The organism is Streptomyces sp. NPDC003284, assembly GCF_053589675.1.
Map to the genome: position 1 here is coordinate 500,249 of NZ_JBSFSI010000001.1, position 18,933 is coordinate 519,181.

Here is an 18,933-nt window from a genome sequence, read left to right on the forward strand (position 1 = left end):
AGGCCCCGTGGCTCCTGGAGGGCGGCCGCCCGGGGCGGCCGGTGTACGCCCGGCGGGAGCGGGCAGCGGTCCGTCCCGGCCGGCCCGGGTACGGGGCTGAAGGAGCATGACCGTGACCACGCGGCTCGAAGCCCTGCCCCACCGCCACGTCCTGACCGTGCCGACACTGCCGTCCGCCGTGCGCCTGGCGCGGGAGACCGCCGAGCAGGCACTGACGGAGTGGGGTGTCAGCCTGTTCCATCCCGCCGTCGGCCAGGCGCTGCTGATCGTCAGCGAGCTGGTCACCAATGCCGTACGGCACGCGGCCGCGCTCTCCCCGCAGACCACTGTGCTCTACGCGGCGGGCGCGGACTGCCTGGCCTTCGGCGTCCACGACCGCCACCCCTACCGGCCGCGGCTGACCGGGATGATCGGCGGTACGGCCGCCGGGGGCCTGGCCACCGTCATGGAACTCACCCTCGGCCTGGGCGGCACCGCGGTCGTGCGCGGCGACGCCGACGGGCAGGGCAAGACGATCTGGATCACCCTGCCCCTCTGAACCCGGAAGACACGGTGTATAGAATTGCTGACCTCGGCAATCGACGAGTTCGGCACGACGAGTGGGTGGATGTGATGCGCCGAGGTCCGGTCCGGTCGGCCGTACCGGCGGGCGGGAGAGGCGACGGCAGCAGCATGAGCACCCCGCTGTACCAGCTGAAGGCCGAGTTCTTCAAGACGCTCGGCCATCCGGCGCGCATCCGCGTCCTGGAGCTGCTGAGCGAGCGCGAGCACGCGGTCGCCGAGATGCTGCCCGAGATCGGTATCGAGCCCGCGCACCTCTCCCAGCAACTGGCCGTGCTGCGCCGCGCCAACCTGGTCGTGACCCGCAAGGAGGGCTCGACCGTGTACTACTCCCTGACCAGCCCGCATGTGGCGGAGCTGCTCAGGGTGGCCCGCACCATCCTGTCCGGGGTCCTTGCGGGCCAGGCCGAACTGCTCGCCGACCTGCGGGCCGCCCAGGGTGAGGGCGGCCCGCAGGCGTAGGCGGCATCGGACGGCGGCCGCCCCGCGCCCGTGATGGTCAGCGCTCTGCCGGCGCGGGGCGGCCGTCCGGCTCAGTAGGCGGTGGCGACGCTCACTCCGCTGAAGCCGTTCACCGCGTACAGGCTGATGTAGTGGGTGCCGGCCGGCGGGTTGTCGACCGTCAGGGTGTGGCTGTTGCCGGGGCCGGTGGCGCGCTGGGTGTAACTGCCGGTGCCCGCCCAGCCGACGGCGCTGTAGTACAGGTCGGCGTCGCCCGTGCCGCCGGAGGTGGTGACGGTCAGCCGGGAGGTGCCGGCCGGGACGCGCAGATAGAGGTAGGCGTAGTTCCCGGTGGTGGCGGACTGGCCGGCGCGTGTGCAGTTCTGGCCCAGCTCCCGCGCGTCGGTGCCGGTGCACGGGGTGCCGGGCGGGGTGGTGGTGCCGCCGCCGCTGCACCTGCCGGCCGCGCAGGACGCCAGCCAGGTGCGCCAGTCGCTGTCGTAGCGGGTGCCGATGGTGCCGGTGAGATAGCTGCGGGCGGCGTTCCAGTCACCGGCGCGGTAGTCGCCGAGCACCGTGGCCATGTCGGAGGGATGGTGCTCCAGCATGTACCGGACGGCGAGATAGCCCCAGCGGTAGACGCGGGTGGTGTCGTTGTCGTAGGTGGTGTCGAACAGCGTGCTCAGGGCGTACGTGCCGCGGCCCGCCTCGTCCATCGCCTCGGGGTAGGGGACCCCGCGGTAGGAGTAGGAGACGTACTCCGCGAAGCCCTCGATCCACCAGACGGTCGGCGTGGTGACGCCCGCGTCGAAGTCGCCGTACATGTCGAAACGGCCGTCGAGGTAGTGCGTGTACTCGTGGTTGAGGTTCCAGATCTGGAAGTCCGGGCGCAGCCATTCGGCCTCGTAGGCGACGAAGCGCGGCTGGTTTCCGGCCGCCGCCGGGTCGCCCTCCAGATACATGCCGCCGTTGTTGGTGTCGATGCCGTACATGGCACCGGCGTAGGTCTGGTAGTCGGCGCTGGAGTCGTAGACGACGACCTCGATGGTGCTGTTGCGGTCACCGGCCACCGGGCCCTTGTCCTTGACCACACCGTGGAAGTAGGCGTCCTGGCTGCGCAGGCTGGTGCAGGTGGCGGCCAGTTCCGCCGAGGTCATCTGCTGCGCCTTGATCGTGATGCTGGAGCTGCACGGGTAGGTGGTGGTGAGGACGGCCCTGGTCAGCTGCGCCGCGAGGTCGCAGGTGCCGTACACGGAGCAGTTCGCCCGGTCGTAGTAGTCCGTCATCTCGGCGACGCCGACCCACAGCGGCGCGGTGGCGCCGGTGATCGAGCCGGCGTGCAGCAGGGCGACGGCGAGCGGCTGGACCTTGGACCGCAGCGAGGCGTGCTGGAGGAACCGGCCGAGTTCCCGGCCCGCGTTGGACGTCAGATACGACTGGTCCGTGCCGAGCAGGGCGAGGTGGCCCGAGGCGAAGCGGTACAGGGAGTCGATCAGGCTCGGGTCCGCTTCGACCGCCGTGACGAACTCGGGCACCTGGTGGCCACGGAAGGTCACCGTGTACACGTTGTTGACCGCGTTGAGCATCCACCAGGACGCGTTCCACGACGTGTCGTAGTCCGCCAGCAGCCGCTTGAGGACGTAGAGGTAGCGGGCGTTCTCCTCGGCGCTGTCGATGAGGGTGACGGCCTCGGCGAGGGTCTCGCCGTTGGCGTCGGTGACGTCGTGGGAGTGCGCGCTCGCGAAGAAGGCGTCGAGGCCGCCGCGGATCGCGGTGCGCAGGGTGCTGCCGTAGGGGCCCACCGTGCCCGCGTTGTAGTACTGCACGTAGTAGCCGGCGCGCAGGTAGAGGACGGTCTGCGGCATGCCGGTGCTCGCGTCGCCGGGGTAGGCGGCCGAGCCGTCGCGCAGCGCGTCGGCGACGGTGGCCATCTGGGCTTCGCGGAAGGCGTTGCGCGCGTCGTTGCCGGTCAGGTTGAACAGAGTGTTCACGCAGTCGGTCGTGGATGTCTGGATCTGCCGCACCAGAGCACTGCCGGTGCGGGTGGTGAAGCCGGAGACGTCGCACGTGGCGGCGGCGCGCTGTTTCCCCGCAGCGTTGCCTGCCGCCGTCTCCATCGACTTGGAGGGCCGCACCGGCGGCTTCGCCGTCTCGCCGTAGGGCTCCTTGAGGGCGTCGTCGCTCGCGGCCAGTGGGGGCAGCTCGGACGCCTTCAGGCGTCCCCGGCCCGTGTGTCCGGCCGCGGTCGTGGCGGACTGCGCCGCGGGTGGGGCTCCGGTGTGCCGCGCGCCGTGCGCCGCGGGGGCGGGCGCGGCGGACGGGGCGGACGCGGGGGTCGCCGTCCGCGCGTCGGCCTGCTGTGCCGGCAGACCGACGGCCAGGGCGAGGGCCAGGGCCAGCGGCACTGCCGCGCCCAGACTTCGCCGGGCTCGCCGGACCGGTGACTTTCTCACTGCGCCTCCCATGAGGGGTCGGGCCACGCGGTGCGTGGCCGATGGGATGGGGAGGTCGTGTTCAGGGGAGGGCCGTGCCGCCGACGGATCGGATCGCACGGCCGCGCCACGATTGACATGGCCACGACCTGCGCCATGTACCATTGCACAGGTCACATGTCTCAGGGAAGGCGTCTGGAGGAATTGAGGGCTTCCCGCAGATGGACGGGGAGGGGCGGGGCGGCCGGGCGTGCGGCGGCAGGTGTCCGTACGGCGGCGGGGCACACGAAAGCCGCCGCGCCGGACTCGGCCGGCGCGGCGGGATCGGGACGGGAGGGACGGGTGGGACGGGTGAGAGGGGGGCGGTCCGGGTGGCGGGCAGGGTCAGCGGTTGCCGAGCCGCAGGGCCGGTCCGGGCTGCTCGGGCTCGGGCCGGCCGTCCGCCCACAGGGTGCGCACATGCGAGAGGTGGCGGCGCATGCACTCCTCCGCCTCCCGGCCCCGGCCGGCCACCAGCAGATCGAGGAGTTCGACGTGCTCCTCGGCGGAGGCGACCAGGCGGCCGGTCTCGTTCAGGCTGCCGAGCCCGAACAGCCTTGAGCGCTTGCGCAGATCGGCCACCACGGCCACCAGGTGGTGGTTGCCCGCCAGGGACAGCAGTTCCAGATGGAACCGGTGGTCGGCCTCCAGGTACTTCAGGACGTCGTGCTCCCGCGCCGCCGTGACGATCTGCTGCGCCAGCGGGCGCAGCGCCTCCAACTGCTCGGTGGTCGCCGACGCGGCGACGCGGCCCACGGTGGGGACCTCGATCAGGGCACGGATGTCGGTGAACTCGTCGAGGTCCCGCTCGGTCATCTCCGTGACCCGGAAGCCCTTGTTGCGCACCGCCTCGACCAGGCCCTCCCGGGCCAGGTCCAGCATGGCCTCGCGCACCGGGGTGGCGGAGACGCCGAGTTCGCCCGCGAGGGCGGGAGCCGAGTAGATCACCCCCGGGCGCAGCTCACCGGCGATGAGCGCCGCCCGCAGCGCGTCGGCGACCTGGTCGCGCAGATGGGTCTGGACGGAGATCGCCCGCGGTTCGAGATGGGCCATCTGTGCGCTCCTCCGTGTGACCGGTCTGCGGTGCTCAGCCCGATGACCTCCCACTATACAATGTCACGTTGCTCCATGGCCGGGTCCGGGCCCGGGTCCGGGACCGCCGGAGCCGGACGGAGCGCCGCCCCCGGCGAAGGCGCGCAGGATCCGTTCGGCGGCGAGAGTGGCCGTCAGACCGCCCTGCCTGACCTGCTGTTCCAGCTCGGGCGCGAGAGAACGGACGGCCGGGTCGGCGTGCAGCCGGCCCAGCAGCTCGTCGTGGACCATGCTCCAGGTCCAGTCGACCTGCTGCGCACGGCGCTTGGCGGTGAGGCGGCCCGCCGAGTCCAGCAGGACGCGGTGCTGCTCCAGGCGTTCCCAGACGGTGTCCAGACCGGTCGACTCGCGGGCGCTGCAACTGAGCACCGGCGGCGTCCAGAAGGCGTCCTTCCCGTGCATCAGCCGCAGCGCACCGGCCAGTTCGCGGCCCGCCGCGCGGGCGTCGCGCTCGTGCGGCCCGTCCGCCTTGTTCACCGCGATCACATCGGCCAGCTCCAGCACACCCTTCTTGATGCCCTGCAACTGGTCGCCGGTGCGGGCCAGGGTGAGCAGCAGGAAGGAGTCGACCATGCCCGCGACGGCCGTCTCGGACTGGCCCACCCCGACCGTCTCCACCAGCACCACGTCGTAGCCCGCGGCCTCCATGACCACGATCGACTCGCGGGTCGCCTTGGCCACCCCGCCGAGCGTGCCCGCGCTGGGGGAGGGCCGGACGAACGCCGCCGGGTCGACGGCCAGCCGCTCCATACGGGTCTTGTCGCCGAGGATGGAACCGCCGGTCCGGGTGGAGGACGGGTCGACGGCGAGCACCGCCACCCGGTGCCCCTGCCCGGTCAGCATGGTGCCGAAGGCGTCGATGAACGTCGACTTGCCGACGCCCGGCACCCCGCTCACCCCGATCCGCCGGGCCCGGCCGCTGTGCGGCATCAGCTGGGTCAGCAACTCCTGGGCCAGCGCCCGGTGCTGCGGCCGCACCGACTCCACCAGCGTGATCGCGCGGGCCACCAGCGCCCGCTTGCCGTCCAGGACGCCCTTGACGTACGTGTCCAGATCGATGGCCATCAGCTCACCGGCTCACAGCTCGTCGTGGCCGAGATCCGCCGCCAGCCGCGTCACCAGGTCGCGGGCCGCGTCGGGGATCACCGTGCCGGGCGGGAAGACGGCCGTCGCGCCCATCTCCAGGAGCGTCGGTACGTCCTGCGGCGGGATCACCCCGCCCACCACGATCATGATGTCGCCGCGGCCCTCCTCGGCGAGTGCCTCGCGCAGCGCGGGCACCAGCGTCAGATGCCCGGCCGCCAGCGACGACACCCCGACGATGTGCACGTCCGCCTCGACGGCCTGCCGGGCGACCTCCGCCGGGGTCTGGAACAGCGGGCCGACGTCCACGTCGAAGCCCAGGTCGGCGAAGGCCGTGGCGATCACCTTCTGGCCGCGGTCGTGCCCGTCCTGGCCCATCTTGGCGACCAGGATGCGCGGCCGCCGGCCCTCGGCCTCCGCGAAGTCGTCCACCACCGCGCGGGTGCGGTCCACGTTCGGCGACTGGCCTGCCTCGTTGCGGTACACACCGGAGATGGTACGGATCTGGCCCGCGTGCCGCCCGTACACCTTCTCCAGGGCGTCGCTGATCTCCCCGACGGTCGCCTTGGCGCGGGCCGCCCGCACCGCCAGCTCCAGCAGGTTGCCCTCGCCGCCGGCCGTCCGGGTCAGGGCGTCCAGCGCGTCCCGGCACGCCGTCTCGTCCCGTTCCTCGCGCAGCCGCCGCAGCTTGGCGATCTGCTGGGTGCGCACCGAGGAGTTGTCGACCTTGAGCACCTCGATCTGCTCGTCGCTGTCCACCCGGTACTTGTTCACCCCGATCACCGGCTGCCGACCGGAGTCGATGCGCGCCTGGGTGCGGGCCGCCGCCTCCTCCACGCGCAGCTTGGGGATGCCCGCGTCGATGGCCTGCGCCATGCCGCCCGCCTGCTCCACCTCCTGGATGTGCTGCCACGCCCGGCGGGCCAGGTCGTACGTCAGCCGCTCCACGTACGCGCTGCCGCCCCACGGGTCGATCACCCGGGTGGTGCCGGACTCCTGCTGGATCAGCAGCTGGGTGTTGCGGGCGATGCGCGCGGAGAAGTCGGTGGGCAGCGCCAGCGCCTCGTCCAGGGCGTTGGTGTGCAGCGACTGGGTGTGCCCCTGGGTGGCCGCCATCGCCTCCACACAGGTGCGCGTGACGTTGTTGAACACGTCCTGCGCGGTCAGCGACCAGCCGGAGGTCTGCGAATGGGTGCGCAGGGAGAGCGACTTGGCGTTCTTCGGGTCGAACTGCCTGACCAGCTTGGCCCACAGCAGCCGGGCCGCGCGCAACTTGGCGATCTCCATGAAGAAGTTCATGCCGATCGCCCAGAAGAACGACAGCCGGGGCGCGAAGGCGTCCACGTCCAGGCCCGCGTCCCGGCCCGCCCGGATGTACTCCACGCCGTCCGCCAGCGTGTACGCCAGCTCCAGGTCGGCCGTCGCGCCCGCCTCCTGGATGTGGTACCCGGAGATCGAGATGGAGTTGTAGCGGGGCATCCGCTGCGAGGTGAAGGCGAAGATGTCGGAGATGATCCGCATCGACGGCTTCGGCGGATAGATGTAGGTGTTGCGGACCATGAACTCCTTGAGGATGTCGTTCTGGATGGTCCCGGCCAGCTTCTCCGCGGGGACGCCCTGCTCCTCCGCGGCCACGATGTACAGCGCCAGCACCGGCAGCACCGCGCCGTTCATCGTCATCGACACCGTCATCCGGTCCAGCGGGATGCCGTCGAAGAGCTGCCGCATGTCGTAGATCGAGTCGATCGCCACGCCCGCCATGCCGACGTCACCGGTCACCCGCGGGTGGTCGCTGTCGTAGCCGCGGTGCGTGGGCAGGTCGAAGGCGACCGACAGGCCCTTCTGACCGGCCGCCAGATTGCGCCGGTAGAACGCGTTGGACTCCTCCGCCGTGGAGAAACCCGCGTACTGGCGGATCGTCCAGGGCTGGTTGACGTACATCGTCGGGTACGGGCCGCGCAGATACGGGGCGACGCCCGGGAAGGTGTCCAGGAAGTCCAGGCCCTCCACGTCCTGCCCGGTGTACAGCGGCTTGACGGTGATGCCCTCGGGCGTCTCCCACAGCAGGTCGTCGCCGTCGGCGGCCTTCTGCACGGCGGTACGCCACTCGTCGGCGCCGCCGTCGGGGCGCGGCTGACCCAGCTCGATCGCCGAGAAGTCGGGGACGGACATCAGGACACTCCCATGCGGTCGAGTGCGGCAAAGAGCACGGCGACGGCGTCGCAGCCGGCGAAGACATAGGTGTCCACGTCCTCGTACGGTCCGGGGCGGCCGGCGAGGAACACATGCGCGGCGCCCGCCTCCCGCAGGCCCCGGACGACCGCGCCGGACTGCTCCTCGTACAGCGCGTCGCTGGAGCACAGGCACGCCTCGCGCGCGCCGCTCTCCTCGAAGGTGCCCTCGGTGACCGGTTCGATGCCGCCCGCCTGGAACAGGTTGGCGGCGAAGGTGAGCCGGGCGGTGTGCGCGGCGGCCGGGCCGAGCGCCGCCAGATACACGCGGGGCCGGGCCCCGGTCGCGGCGAGGTGGGCGTCGGAGCGGGCCCGCAGCTCCTCGAACGCCTCGTCCCGGCGCACCCGGGGCAGCCCGCCGGACGGCGGCTCGGGCGCCGGTTCGCGCACCACCGGCTTCTCCGCCAGGTGCGGGAACTCGCTGACGCCGGTGACCGGTTCGCGGCGCTTGGCGAGTTTCGCGCTGCGCGCGGCCCAGGTCGCCGCCAGCCGCTCGCCGACCAGCCCGGAGCGCAGCGCGGGCCCCTGGCCTCCGGCGCGCTCGATCTCCTGGAAGAACTCCCAGCCCGCGTGGGCGAGTTCGTCGGTCAGCCGCTCCACGTACCAGGAGCCGCCCGCCGGGTCGACCACCCGGGACAGCTGCGACTCCTCGACGAGGATGACGGAGGTGTTGCGGGCGATCCGCCGGGCGAACGCGTCGGGCAGGCCGAGCGCGTGGTCGAAGGGCAGCACGGTCACCGCGTCGGCGCCGCCCACCCCGGCGGCCAGCGCGGCCACCGTGGTGCGCAGGATGTTCACCCACGGGTCGCGGCGCGTCATCATCACCGAGGAGGTCACCGCGTGCTGGAGCTGACCGCCCGCGCGGGGTGCCCCGCACACCTCGGCCACCCGCGCCCACAGCCGCCGGGCGGCGCGCAGCTTGGCGATGGTCAGGAACTGGTCGGCGGTCGCGGTGTAGCGGAACTCCAGCTGCGCCAGCGCCTGGGCGGTGTCCAGCCCGGCCCCGGTCAGTTCACGCAGATAGGCGACGCCGGTCGCCAGCGAGCAGCCCAGCTCCTGCGCGGCCGAGCCGCCGGCCTCGTGGTACGGCAGCGCGTCCACGGTCAGCGCGCGCAGCCCCGGGTACCGTGCCGCGCACAGCCGGGCCGCCTCCGTCGCGGACGCCGGGTCGCCGGGCCGGCCGGTGCGGGCCTCCAGGCCCAGCGGGTCGGCGCCCAGATTGCCGCGGGCCGCGTCGGCGGCCACCTCGCGCGCGGCGAACAGCCGCAGCAGCTCGCGCGCGGCCGGTTCCGCCGCCTCGCCCGCGTCCAGCACGACCGGGGCCAGGTCGAGGTACACGCCGTCGAGGACGGTGCCGAGCGCGGAGACGGGGATGCCGCGGTCGCCGACGGCCAGCCACAGCGAGGTGACGCCGTTCTCCAGGTCGTTCAGGACGGGCGCCGCCTCGGCCACCGTGTGCCGCTGGCGCACGTCCCAGCCGCCGACCGTGCTCCCCTCGGCCTTCCCGCCGCGCACGAACGGCGGGAAGCCGGGCAGGCCGGGGTCGGGCGCGTGGTCGCGCGCGGTGTACAGGGGGCGGGCGCGCAACCCGTCCTCCAGCGCGGTGGACAGAGCGCCCTCCGCCTCGTCGTCCGGTACTTCCCGGCCCGACTTGCGCAGCACACCCGCCACCAGGTGGCGCCACTGCTCATGCGTCGCGTCAGGGAAGTCGGCCGCCAGGGAGAGCCCGTCGTCAGGCAGGACCGTCATGGTCGGATGCTAGGACAGTCCGGTGGAGCGCAGGCAGAGGCCGAGGTTGTGACCTTGTTCTCTCCCCGAGTGTGGCGTAGGCCGCTCGGGTGAGTGAGACGACGACGCGCCGCCGCGCGCCCGGAGCACCGGGAAGAGCGCCGGTGGCGGGGCGGCGCGTCGCCGCGCGTCCCGACGGCGGGCGGGCGGCGGGACCGGGGCCGCGCGGCCCGGCCGCCGGGGTGGGCCGTCGTGGTGAGCGGCCGGGCCGGTTCGGCGTGTCCTGACGCGCCGAACCGGTCGGTGGGACTGTGGGTGGCCGTGGGCGTGCGGTGTTCAGGCGGGTGCGGGTGTGGAGCGGTCGGGGACGGGGGTCTTGTCGCGGCGGGTCTCGATGCCGGCGCAGGGCAGCGTCACCGCGGTGGGCGGCCGTGCCCGGCCGCGCGGCCCGGCCGCCGGGGTGGGGCGTCGTGGTGAGCGGCCGGGCCGTGCGGTGGTGCCTGTCGTGCCGGGCCCGTGGGCGTGGCGCGGTCGCGTGCCGGTCAGGCGGGTGCGGGGGCCGGGCAGGCGGCCACCGGGGTCTCGGGGAGGGGGTCGGTGTCCGCGCCGGGCAGCATCACCCGGGCGCTCTCCAGCAGTGCCGCCGTCACCTCGTCGAGGTCGAGGCGGCGCTCCACGGCGCGTAGCTGGGGCAGACCCGCGCGGGTGCTGGCGCGTGGCGGTGCCAGCAACTGGCAGCAGTCCTCGTCGGGCAGCACCGAGATCTCCGCGGTGCCGACGCGCCCCGCCTCGTCGATGATCTCCTGTTTCTCCCAGCCGATCAGCGGACGCAGCACCGGCAGCGCCGCCGCCTCGTCCACCGCCGCGAGGTTGGCCAGCGTCTGGCTGGCCACCTGCCCCAGGCTGTCGCCGGTCACCAGCGCCTCGGCGCCGGTACGGGCGGCGAGTGCCGAGGCGGTGCGGACCATGAGGCGGCGCTGGGCGACGACCTGGAGCCGCCCGGCGCCCGCCACGGCGAGCTGCTTCTGCGCCTTGCCCAGCGCGATGACGTGCAGCCGTCCGGGCGGCTGGTACCGGTTCAGCTCCCGGGCCAGGGCGTACGCCTTGTACACCGACGCCGGGTTCGTGTACGGGGCGCCGCTGAAGTGCACGAAGTCGCAGTGCAGCCCGCGCCGCATGGCCCGGTGCGCGGCCACCGGAGAGTCGTAGCCCCCGGACAGCAGCACGAGGGCCCGCCCGCTGGAGCCGACCGGCAGCCCGGTCAGCCCCCGGTGCCGCCGCCAGGACAGATACGTCTCCTTGCGGTCGATCTCCACGGACAGCGTCACCTCGGGCCGGGTGAGGTCGACGCGCAGTCCGGGGACCGCGCGCAGCACCTCCGCCCCCAGATACCCCGCCACCTGCGACGACGTCAGCGGGAACTGCTTGTCCCGGCGCCGGGCCCGGACCGCGAAGCCGAGTCCGGGCCGCTCGGCACCGGCCGCGCGCAGCTCCGCGACGGCCGTCCGGGTGATCTCCTCCAGGGTGCTGGGCACCCGCAGGGCCGGTTCGACGGAGTTGAAGCCGATCACCCGGCGCGCTCGCTCCACCAGCGCGTCCTGCGGGACCTGCCCGCCGACCACGGTGACGTTCTGCGCGGTCTTGATCCAGGTCGAGCCGCCGATCCCGCGCAGCGCGATCCGCAGGTTGTCGTGCAGCCGCTCGGTGAAGCGCTGCCGGTTGCGGCCCTTGAGGAAGATCTCGCCGTGCTTGAGCAGGACGCAGGCGCCGTGCGGCGCGGTGCCCGCCCGGGGAGCGGGCACCTGGGGGTTGCCGGACATATGAGCCTCTCAGAAGTCCCAGTCGTCGTCGGAGGTGTTCTCCGCCTTGCCCATGACGTACGAGGAGCCGGAACCGGAGAAGAAGTCGTGGTTCTCGTCCGCGCCCGGCGAGAGCGCCGCCAGGATCTCCGGGTTGACCTCGGTCTCCGCGGCGCCGAAGCGGGCCGGGTAACCGAGGTTCATCAGCGCCTTGTTCGCGTTGTAGCGGACGAAGACGGCCACGTCGTCCATCAGGCCCAGCGGCTCGTACAGCTCGCCCGAGTAGCGCAGCTCCAGCTCGTACAGCTCCTCCAGCAGCGCGTGGGTGAAGGCGCGCATCTCCTCCTGGCCCGCCGCAGTCAGCCGCTCCAGGCCGCGCTGGAACTTGTAGCCGGAGTAGTAGCCGTGCACCGCCTTGTCGCGCAGGATCAGCCGGATCATGTCGGCGGTGTTGGTGAGCAGCGCGTGCGTGGAGAAGTGCAGCGGCAGATAGAAGCCCGCGTACAGCAGCAGGGACGACAGCAGCGTGGAGGCGACCTTCCGCTTGAGCGGGTCGTCGCCGTAGTAGTGCGCGAGCACCGTCTTGCAGCGCTGCTGGAGGACGTCGTTGGCCACCGCCCAGTGGTAGGCGTCGTCGATCTCCGGGGTGCTGGCGAGGGTGGAGAACACCGAGGAGTAGCTGCGGGCGTGCACGGCCTGCATGAAGGCGATGTTGGTGTAGACGGCCTGCTCGTGCTCGGTGCGCGCGTCCTGGATCTGCACGATCTCGCCGACCGTGGCCTGCACGGTGTCGAGCATGGTCAGACCGGTGAACACCCGCATGGTCAGGGTGCGTTCGTCCGCGGTGAGCCGCTGCTGCCAGGCGCCCACGTCGTTGGAGAGCGGCACCTTCTCGGGCAGCCAGAAGTTGGCGGTGAGCCGGTTCCACACCTCCAGGTCCTTCTCGTCGGTGACGCGGTTCCAGTTGACCGGGCGCAGCCGGGCGGCCGGGTCCTGGCGGAAGGCCGGCGGGGTGACCGAGATCTCGGTCAGCGGGGCGGGGGTGGTGGTCATCGGGGTGCTTTCGTGAACGGGGCGTGCGAGGGGGTCACAGGGTGCAGGACAGGCAGTTCTCGATCTCGGTGCCCTCCAGGGCCTCCTGGCGCAGCCGGATGTAGTAGAGCGTCTTGATGCCCTGGCGCCAGGCGAGGATCTGCGCCTTGTTGAGGTCGCGGGTGGTGGCCGTGTCCCGGAAGAACAGGGTGCAGCTGAGCCCCTGGTCGACATGGCGGGTGGCCGCCGCGTAGGTGGCGATGATCTTCTCGTAGCCGATCTCGTACGCGTCCTGGAAGTACTCCAGGTTGTCGTTGTCCATGTGCGGCGCCGGGTAGTAGACGCGGCCGAGCTTGCCCTCCTTGCGGATCTCCACCTTGGAGGCGATCGGGTGGATGGAGGCGGTCGAGTCGTTGATGTAGCTGATGGATCCGGTCGGCGGCACGGCCTGGAGGTACTGGTTGTAGATGCCGTGCTCCCGCACCGACCGCTTCAGCTCGCGCCAGTCGTCCTGGGTGGGCAGCGCGATCCCCGCGTCGGCGAACAGCTCCCGCACCCGCGCGGTGGCCGGCTCCCACGCCCGCTCGGTGTACCGGTCGAAGTACGAGCCGTCGGCGTACGCGGACTTCTCGAACCCGTCGAAGGCGGTGCCGCGTTCGATCGCGATCCGGTTCGAGGCGCGCAGCGCGTGATAGGCGATCGTGTAGAAGTACAGGTCGGTGAAGTCGACGCCCTCCGCGCTGCCGTAGTGGACGCGCTGCGAGGCGAGGTAGCCGTGCAGGTTCATCTGGCCCAGGCCGATGGAGTGCGAGAGGTCGTTGCCGTGTGCCACGGACGGCACCGCGTCGATGTGCGACTGGTCGGAGACGGACGTCAGACCGCGCACCGCCGTCTCCACGCTCGCGCCGAGGTCGGGGGAGGCCATGGCGGCGGCGATGTTCAGCGAGCCCAGGTTGCAGGAGATGTCCCGGCCGACGGTCTCGTAGCCGAGCGAGGCGTCGTACGTGCTCGGCGTGTTGACCTGGAGGATCTCCGAGCACAGGTTGGACATGTTGATCCAGCCCGGGATCGGGTTGGCCCGGTTCACGGTGTCCTCGAACAGCAGATACGGGTAGCCCGACTCGAACTGGAGCTCCGCGATCGTCTTGAAGAACTCGCGGGCGCTGAGCGTGGTGCTGCGGATGCGCGGGTTGGCGACCAGGTCGTCGTAGTGCTCGCTGACGGAGAGATCGGCCAGCGGCCTGCCGTACTCGCGTTCCACGTCGTAGGGCGAGAACAGGTGCATGTCCTCGTTGCGCTTGGCCAGTTCGAAGGTGATGTCGGGGACGACCACGCCCAGCGACAGCGTCTTGATGCGGATCTTCTCGTCCGCGTTCTCCCGCTTGGTGTCCAGGAACCGCATGATGTCCGGGTGGTGGGCGTGCAGGTAGACCGCGCCCGCGCCCTGGCGCGCGCCGAGCTGGTTGGCGTAGGAGAAGGAGTCCTCCAGCAGCTTCATCACCGGGACCACCCCGGAGGACTGGTTCTCGATCTTCTTGATCGGGGCGCCCTGTTCGCGCAGGTTGGTCAGCAGCAGCGCCACCCCGCCGCCGCGCTTGGACAGTTGGAGCGCCGAGTTGACGCCCCGGCCGATGGACTCCAGGTTGTCCTCGACGCGCAGCAGGAAACAGGAGACCAGCTCGCCGCGCTGCGCCTTGCCCGCGTTGAGGAAGGTCGGGGTGGCCGGCTGGAAGCGGCCGGTCATCATCTCGTCCACCAGCCGGGACGCCAGCGCCTCGTCCCCGGCGCCGAGGAAGAGCGCGGTCGCGGCCACCCGGTCCTCGTAGCGCTCCAGGTAGCGGGAGCCGTCGAAGGTCTTGAGCGTGTACGACGTGTAGTACTTGAACGCGCCGAGGAAGGTGCGGAAGCGGTGCTCGTGGGCGTACGCCCGCCGGTACAGGCCCTTGACGAACTCCCAGTCGTAGCGCCGGATCGGGGCTTCCTCGTAGTAGTCGTTCTCGATCAGGTGGTCGATCTTCTCCTTGAGGGTGGGGAAGACCACCGTGTTCGGGTTGACGTGCTGGAGGAAGTACTGGCGTACGGCCTCGCGGTCCTTGTCGAACTGGATGCGGCCGTCGCAGTCGTACATGTTCAGCAGGGCGTTGAGCGCGTGGTAGTCCTTGCGCGTACCGACCGATTCGCGCGGGGCGGTGATCACGCCGCCGCCGATGAGTGTCGTGTCCAAAACGTCCTCAGTCCTTCCCTCACGGCACGGACGTCGCGCTCCGTGCCCAGCAGTTCGAATCGGTACAGCTCGGGAACCCCGCACTTCGCCGCGATCACCCGTCCGGCCAGGCAGTAGTCCGCGCCGAAGTTGGTGTTGCCGGACGCGATGACCCCGCGCAGCAGCGCGCGGTTGGCCTCGACGTTCAGAAAGCGGATCACCTGCCTGGGGACCGCCCCGGCGCGTTCGCCGCCGCCGTAGGTCGGCGTGATCAGCACATACGGCCCGGCCACCCGCGGCAGGCCGGCGCGGTGCGGATGCAGGGGGATGCGCGTGGCGGGCAGACCCAGCTTCTCCACGAAGCGCTTGGTGTTCTCCGAGACGCTGGAGAAATACACGAGGCCGCTCATCGACCGCCGCTCCTCTCGCTCGTTCCCGTCCCTGTCCGAGGACCGGGGGAGGAGGAGCGTCGCGGCGCGTACGGCGGGGCCGGGCGGCGGCGGAAGAAGGGCACGCCGGACCCGGGTCCGTGCTGCTGCCACGCGGCCCTCCCTCGGGGCCTCGGAGCACGCACGCCGCTCGTCGGCGTACGCACCGGTGGCAGGTCTTCGGACTCGCGGGCGTGTCTCGTGTCGTACGAGACGTCTACTGGCCGTCGCTTCCCAGGCCCGGTCCACCGGGTCCAGTGCGTATGACGGCGGTCGTTCCCGCTCACCGCTGCGGGGCAGTCCCGGATTCCCACCGGGTTCCCTCTTGCCTCGCCGGGCACCGGAGTGCCTGGCGAACCACCAGCACGGCCAACACTACATCTAGAACACTGCCGTGGTGCACAGCCCCAGATGTTGTGTCTTCGGGAAAACTTAGGTATACCTAAGCCCTGTCGCGGTGGCGGCGGCGCACGGCGCGCGGACCCGGAAACGGCACGGGCGGGAAGCGCCGTACCCGCGCTGCCCGCCCGTCTCCCGGGGCACCGCCGCGGCCCTCACCGCACCGGTGCCGTCGCGCACCCCTCGGCACGCGCCGCGCCCGGACCCCTCAGTCCGGCCGCAGGCTCATCCCCGCTCGCACCCCCCGGCTCCCGTGCGGCGCACCAGGTGGCGCGCGTACGCGTCGGGGGTGAAGAACAGCGGCAGCTCGGCGGCGAGCGCGGTGCGCTCGAACAGCGCGCGCACCTCCTCCAGCGGCGCCCACGGGTAGGCGGCGCCCAGCGCGGCCAGCTCGTCGTCGAGCACCCGCTCCACCGTCTCCCGGTCGACCACCCGGTGCCGCAGCCACTGCCAGATCCGCGTCCGGGCCACCTCGGCGTCGGCCGTGTCCACCAGCACCCCGTCCACGACGACGGTGCCCCGCCCGCCGAGCCAGGCCGCGAAGCAGCGCAGCGCGACGGCGACGCTCGTGCGCACCCCCTCCGGGACCGGCGGGGCGCCGGTCCGGCGCACCGACAGCAGATCGGCGGCGCTCACCTCGACGTCCGCGCGGGTGCGGTCGAGCTGGTGCGGCCGCTCGCCGAGGACCCCGTCGAACGCCTCCCGGCAGACCGGGACCAGCTCGGCACAGGCCACCTGGGACCCGTCGAAGCCGTCCTCCGCCTCCCGCTCCTTGTCCAGCCGGACCGCCGCGACAGCCGCCTCGCGCGCCGCCGCGTCCGCGCCCGGCACCTGGGCGGCCCGGCCGCCGACGGCATGCGCGCCGCGCCGGTGGCAGGTGCGCACCAGCAGCTCGGTGTACGCCCGCAGGAACGGCGCCGTCATCGTCACCCCCGCGCGGTCCGGCAGCAGGAAGTCGGTGCGGTGGCCGAAGGTGCGCACAAGACTGAACAGGTAGTCCCGGCGGCCCGCGGTCAGGCCCGCGCCGTGCTCGCGCAGCTCGTGGAGGATCTCCTCCATCTCGAAGGCGGCGGTGACCGTCTCGATCAGCACGGTGGCCCGGACGGTGCCCCGGGGGATGCCCAGCAGCTCCTGGGCGAGCAGGAACACGTCGTTCCACAGCCGTGCCTCGTACCGGTTCTCCAGCTTGGGCAGCGAGAAGTACGTGCCGCTCCCGGACTCGGTCAGCCCCCGGGCGCAGTGGAAGAAGTACAGGCCGAAGTCGGCCAGGGCGGCGGGCACCGGTGCGCCGTCGTGCTCCAGGTGCGCCTCGTCGAGGTGCCAGCCGCGCGGGCGGACCATGACGGCGGGGAGCCGTCCGCCGTCCGCCCGGTGCTCCCCGCCGCCGGGTGCGGGCAGGCCGATCCGGCCCTCGACGGTGTCCAGCAGGGTCAGTTGCCCGCCCACGACGTTGTCCCACAGCGGTGCGGTGGCGTCCTCGAAGTCGGCCGTCCACACCTGGGCGCCGGAGGTCAGCGCGGCGACCGCAGTCCGGCGGTCGGGCGGCCCGGTGATCTCCACCCGTCGGTCGGCCAGACCGGGCGCGGGCGGCGCGACCCGCCAGAACGGGTCGGCGCGCACCGCGGCGGTCACCATGGGGAAGTTGGGCGGAGAGCCCGCCGCCAGCCGCATCGCCTGGCGGCGCCGCTCCTTCAGCAGGCCGCGTCGGCGCTCCGCGAACGCGGCGGCCAGCCGGCCGACGAAGTCCAGGGCCTCGGGGGTCAGGATCTCCTCGTGCCGGGGGCCGGGAGCGGCGAGGACACGGACGGGCCGGGGCGGTGCGAGGGTGGTCATCGGGTTCTCCTTCGGACGCGACAGGACCCACGTGCGGCCCCGGGCGGGGGCCGCGCCGTACAGCCGTACAAGCCGTACCGCCGTACAAGCCGTGCACCGCCTAGTGGAACTGCTCCTCCTCCGTGGAGCCGGCCAGGGCGGTGGTGGAGGAGGCGGGGTTGACGGCCGTGGAGACCAGGTCGAAGTAGCCGGTGCCGACCTCGCGTTGGTGCCTGACCGCCGTGAACCCGTCGGCCTGCGCGGCGAACTCGCGCTCCTGGAGGTCGACATACGCGGTCATGCCGTGCTCGGCGTAGCCGCGGGCCAGATCGAACATGCCGTGGTTGAGCGAGTGGAATCCGGCCAGCGTGATGAACTGGAACCGGTAGCCCATCGCGCCCAGTTCACGCTGGAACTTGGCGATCCGGTCGTCGTCCAGGGCCGCCTTCCAGTTGAAGGACGGCGAGCAGTTGTACGCCAGCAGCTGGTCCGGGTACCGGGCGTGGATCGCCTCGGCGAACGTGCGCGCCTGCTCCAGGTCGGGCGTGCCGGTCTCCATCCACAGCAGGTCGGCGTAGGGGGCGTAGGCCAGCCCGCGGGCGATCACCGGGTCCATGCCGCCGCGGACCCGGTAGAAGCCCTCGGCGGTGCGCTCGCCGGTGGTGAACTCCGCGTCCTGTTCGTCGACATCGCTGGTCAGCAGGGTGGCGGCGAGCGCGTCGGTGCGGGCCACGATCACCGTGGGCACATCGGCGATGTCGGCGGCCAGCCGGGCCGCGTTGAGGGTGCGGATGTGCTGCGAGGTGGGCACCAGGACCTTGCCGCCGAGGTGGCCGCACTTCTTCTCGGAGGCGAGCTGGTCCTCGTAGTGGATGCCCGCAGCGCCCGCCGCGATCATCGCCTTGGTCAGTTCGAAGGCGTTGAGCGGGCCGCCGAAGCCGGCCTCCGCGTCGGCGACCACCGGCGCCAGCCAGTCGGTGGTGTCGCCCACGCCCTCGGCGGTGGCGATCTGATCGGCGCGCAGCAGCGCGTTGTTGATCCGGCGCACCACCTGGGGCACGGAGTTGGCCGGGTACAGGCTCTGGTCCGGGTAGGTGTGACCGGCCTGGTTGGCGTCGGCGGCGACCTGCCAGCCGGACAGGTAGACCGCCTGGAGACCCGCCCTGACCTGCTGGACGGCCTGGCCGCCGGTGAGCGCGCCGAGCGCGTGCACGTAGTCGAGTTCGTGCAGTTGCCGCCACAGCCGCTCGGCGCCGCGCCGGGCCAGGGTGTGCTCCTCGCGGACGCTGCCGGAGAGGCGGACCACGTCCTCGGCGCCGTAGGTGCGCTCGACGCCCTGCCAGCGCGGGTCGGTGGCCCAGCGCCGCGCGAGTTCCGCGGCCGCCTGTGTGTTCGGCTTGGTCATGTCTGTCACCGTCTCCTCGGTCTGCCACGGATGCGAATTCACCGGCCGTCATGGCATGCAATGGCACTGCGTGTCTTGAACGGCTCGTCGAAGGGTGCGGCCCGCCGCCACCGGTGGTGGGCGCACGTGAGCAACGTTGCCGGTCCAGGACGCCACCGGTGTCAGGATCTCCGACGTCAGGGCGGTGAATCGGACCCCGCTCCCCGGTGGCGCCGGCCCGTTCCGGCGGGCCGCACTACGACTCTGGC

General features: G+C 72.2%; 13 protein-coding genes and 1 riboswitch. Of the genes, 2 read left to right on the forward strand and 11 right to left on the reverse strand.

Features of this window, described 5'->3' with window-relative positions:
• Nucleotides 1-106: 106 nt before the first annotated feature.
• Entirely contained in the window at nt 107-538 is a 432-nt protein-coding gene (locus tag ACWDYF_RS02290; RefSeq protein ID WP_389463519.1) for an ATP-binding protein, read from the forward strand.
• Between the two features lie 134 nt (nt 539-672).
• Nucleotides 673-1,023: an ArsR/SmtB family transcription factor gene (locus ACWDYF_RS02295; protein WP_018566712.1), complete on the forward strand. Its 351-nt coding sequence runs from the start codon at nt 673-675 to the stop codon at nt 1,021-1,023.
• Nucleotides 1,024-1,094: 71 nt separating this feature from the next.
• On the opposite strand, the gene ACWDYF_RS02300 is transcribed toward ACWDYF_RS02295, so the two are convergent.
• From ACWDYF_RS02300 to aceA, 11 genes are all read right to left on the reverse strand, one after another.
• Nucleotides 1,095-3,467 (reverse strand): M9 family metallopeptidase, encoded by a 2,373-nt coding sequence (locus ACWDYF_RS02300; RefSeq protein ID WP_389463521.1) that lies wholly within the window; start codon nt 3,465-3,467, stop codon nt 1,095-1,097.
• Between the two features lie 351 nt (nt 3,468-3,818).
• The gene (locus ACWDYF_RS02305) at nt 3,819-4,526 is read right to left on the reverse strand and encodes a GntR family transcriptional regulator (protein WP_018566710.1); all 708 of its coding nucleotides are present in this window, start codon (nt 4,524-4,526) and stop codon (nt 3,819-3,821) included.
• Nucleotides 4,527-4,589: 63 nt separating this feature from the next.
• Nucleotides 4,590-5,630, reverse strand: coding sequence for a methylmalonyl Co-A mutase-associated GTPase MeaB (gene meaB / locus ACWDYF_RS02310; RefSeq protein WP_389463523.1), 1,041 nt, complete (start codon nt 5,628-5,630; stop codon nt 4,590-4,592).
• A gap of 12 nt (nt 5,631-5,642) precedes the next feature.
• Nucleotides 5,643-7,820: a methylmalonyl-CoA mutase gene (scpA, locus tag ACWDYF_RS02315; protein WP_389463525.1), complete on the reverse strand. Its 2,178-nt coding sequence runs from the start codon at nt 7,818-7,820 to the stop codon at nt 5,643-5,645.
• Complete coding sequence (locus ACWDYF_RS02320; protein ID WP_389463527.1) at nt 7,820-9,628, reverse strand: methylmalonyl-CoA mutase family protein; 1,809 nt, start codon at nt 9,626-9,628, stop codon at nt 7,820-7,822. The genes scpA and ACWDYF_RS02320 overlap by 1 nt, the downstream gene beginning before the upstream one ends.
• Nucleotides 9,629-10,149: 521 nt before the next feature.
• The gene (thiI, locus tag ACWDYF_RS02325) at nt 10,150-11,427 is read right to left on the reverse strand and encodes a tRNA uracil 4-sulfurtransferase ThiI (protein ID WP_389463529.1); all 1,278 of its coding nucleotides are present in this window, start codon (nt 11,425-11,427) and stop codon (nt 10,150-10,152) included.
• A 9-nt stretch (nt 11,428-11,436) separates the two neighbouring features.
• A complete protein-coding gene (gene nrdF / locus ACWDYF_RS02330; protein ID WP_389463530.1) occupies nt 11,437-12,459 on the reverse strand; it encodes a class 1b ribonucleoside-diphosphate reductase subunit beta in 1,023 nt (340 codons plus the stop codon).
• 34 nt (nt 12,460-12,493) lie between these two features.
• Nucleotides 12,494-14,662: a class 1b ribonucleoside-diphosphate reductase subunit alpha gene (nrdE, locus tag ACWDYF_RS02335; protein WP_389463532.1), complete on the reverse strand. Its 2,169-nt coding sequence runs from the start codon at nt 14,660-14,662 to the stop codon at nt 12,494-12,496.
• Entirely contained in the window at nt 14,632-15,051 is a 420-nt protein-coding gene (nrdI, locus tag ACWDYF_RS02340) for a class Ib ribonucleoside-diphosphate reductase assembly flavoprotein NrdI (protein WP_381743972.1), read from the reverse strand. The genes nrdE and nrdI overlap by 31 nt, the downstream gene beginning before the upstream one ends.
• 172 nt (nt 15,052-15,223) lie before the next feature.
• A riboswitch (cobalamin riboswitch) is annotated at nt 15,224-15,446 on the reverse strand.
• A gap of 247 nt (nt 15,447-15,693) precedes the next feature.
• A complete protein-coding gene (locus ACWDYF_RS02345; RefSeq protein WP_389463533.1) occupies nt 15,694-17,301 on the reverse strand; it encodes a malate synthase in 1,608 nt (535 codons plus the stop codon).
• A 100-nt stretch (nt 17,302-17,401) separates the two neighbouring features.
• Nucleotides 17,402-18,685, reverse strand: a complete 1,284-nt coding sequence (gene aceA / locus ACWDYF_RS02350) for an isocitrate lyase (protein ID WP_389463535.1) — start codon at nt 18,683-18,685, stop codon at nt 17,402-17,404.
• Nucleotides 18,686-18,933 lie beyond the last annotated feature (248 nt).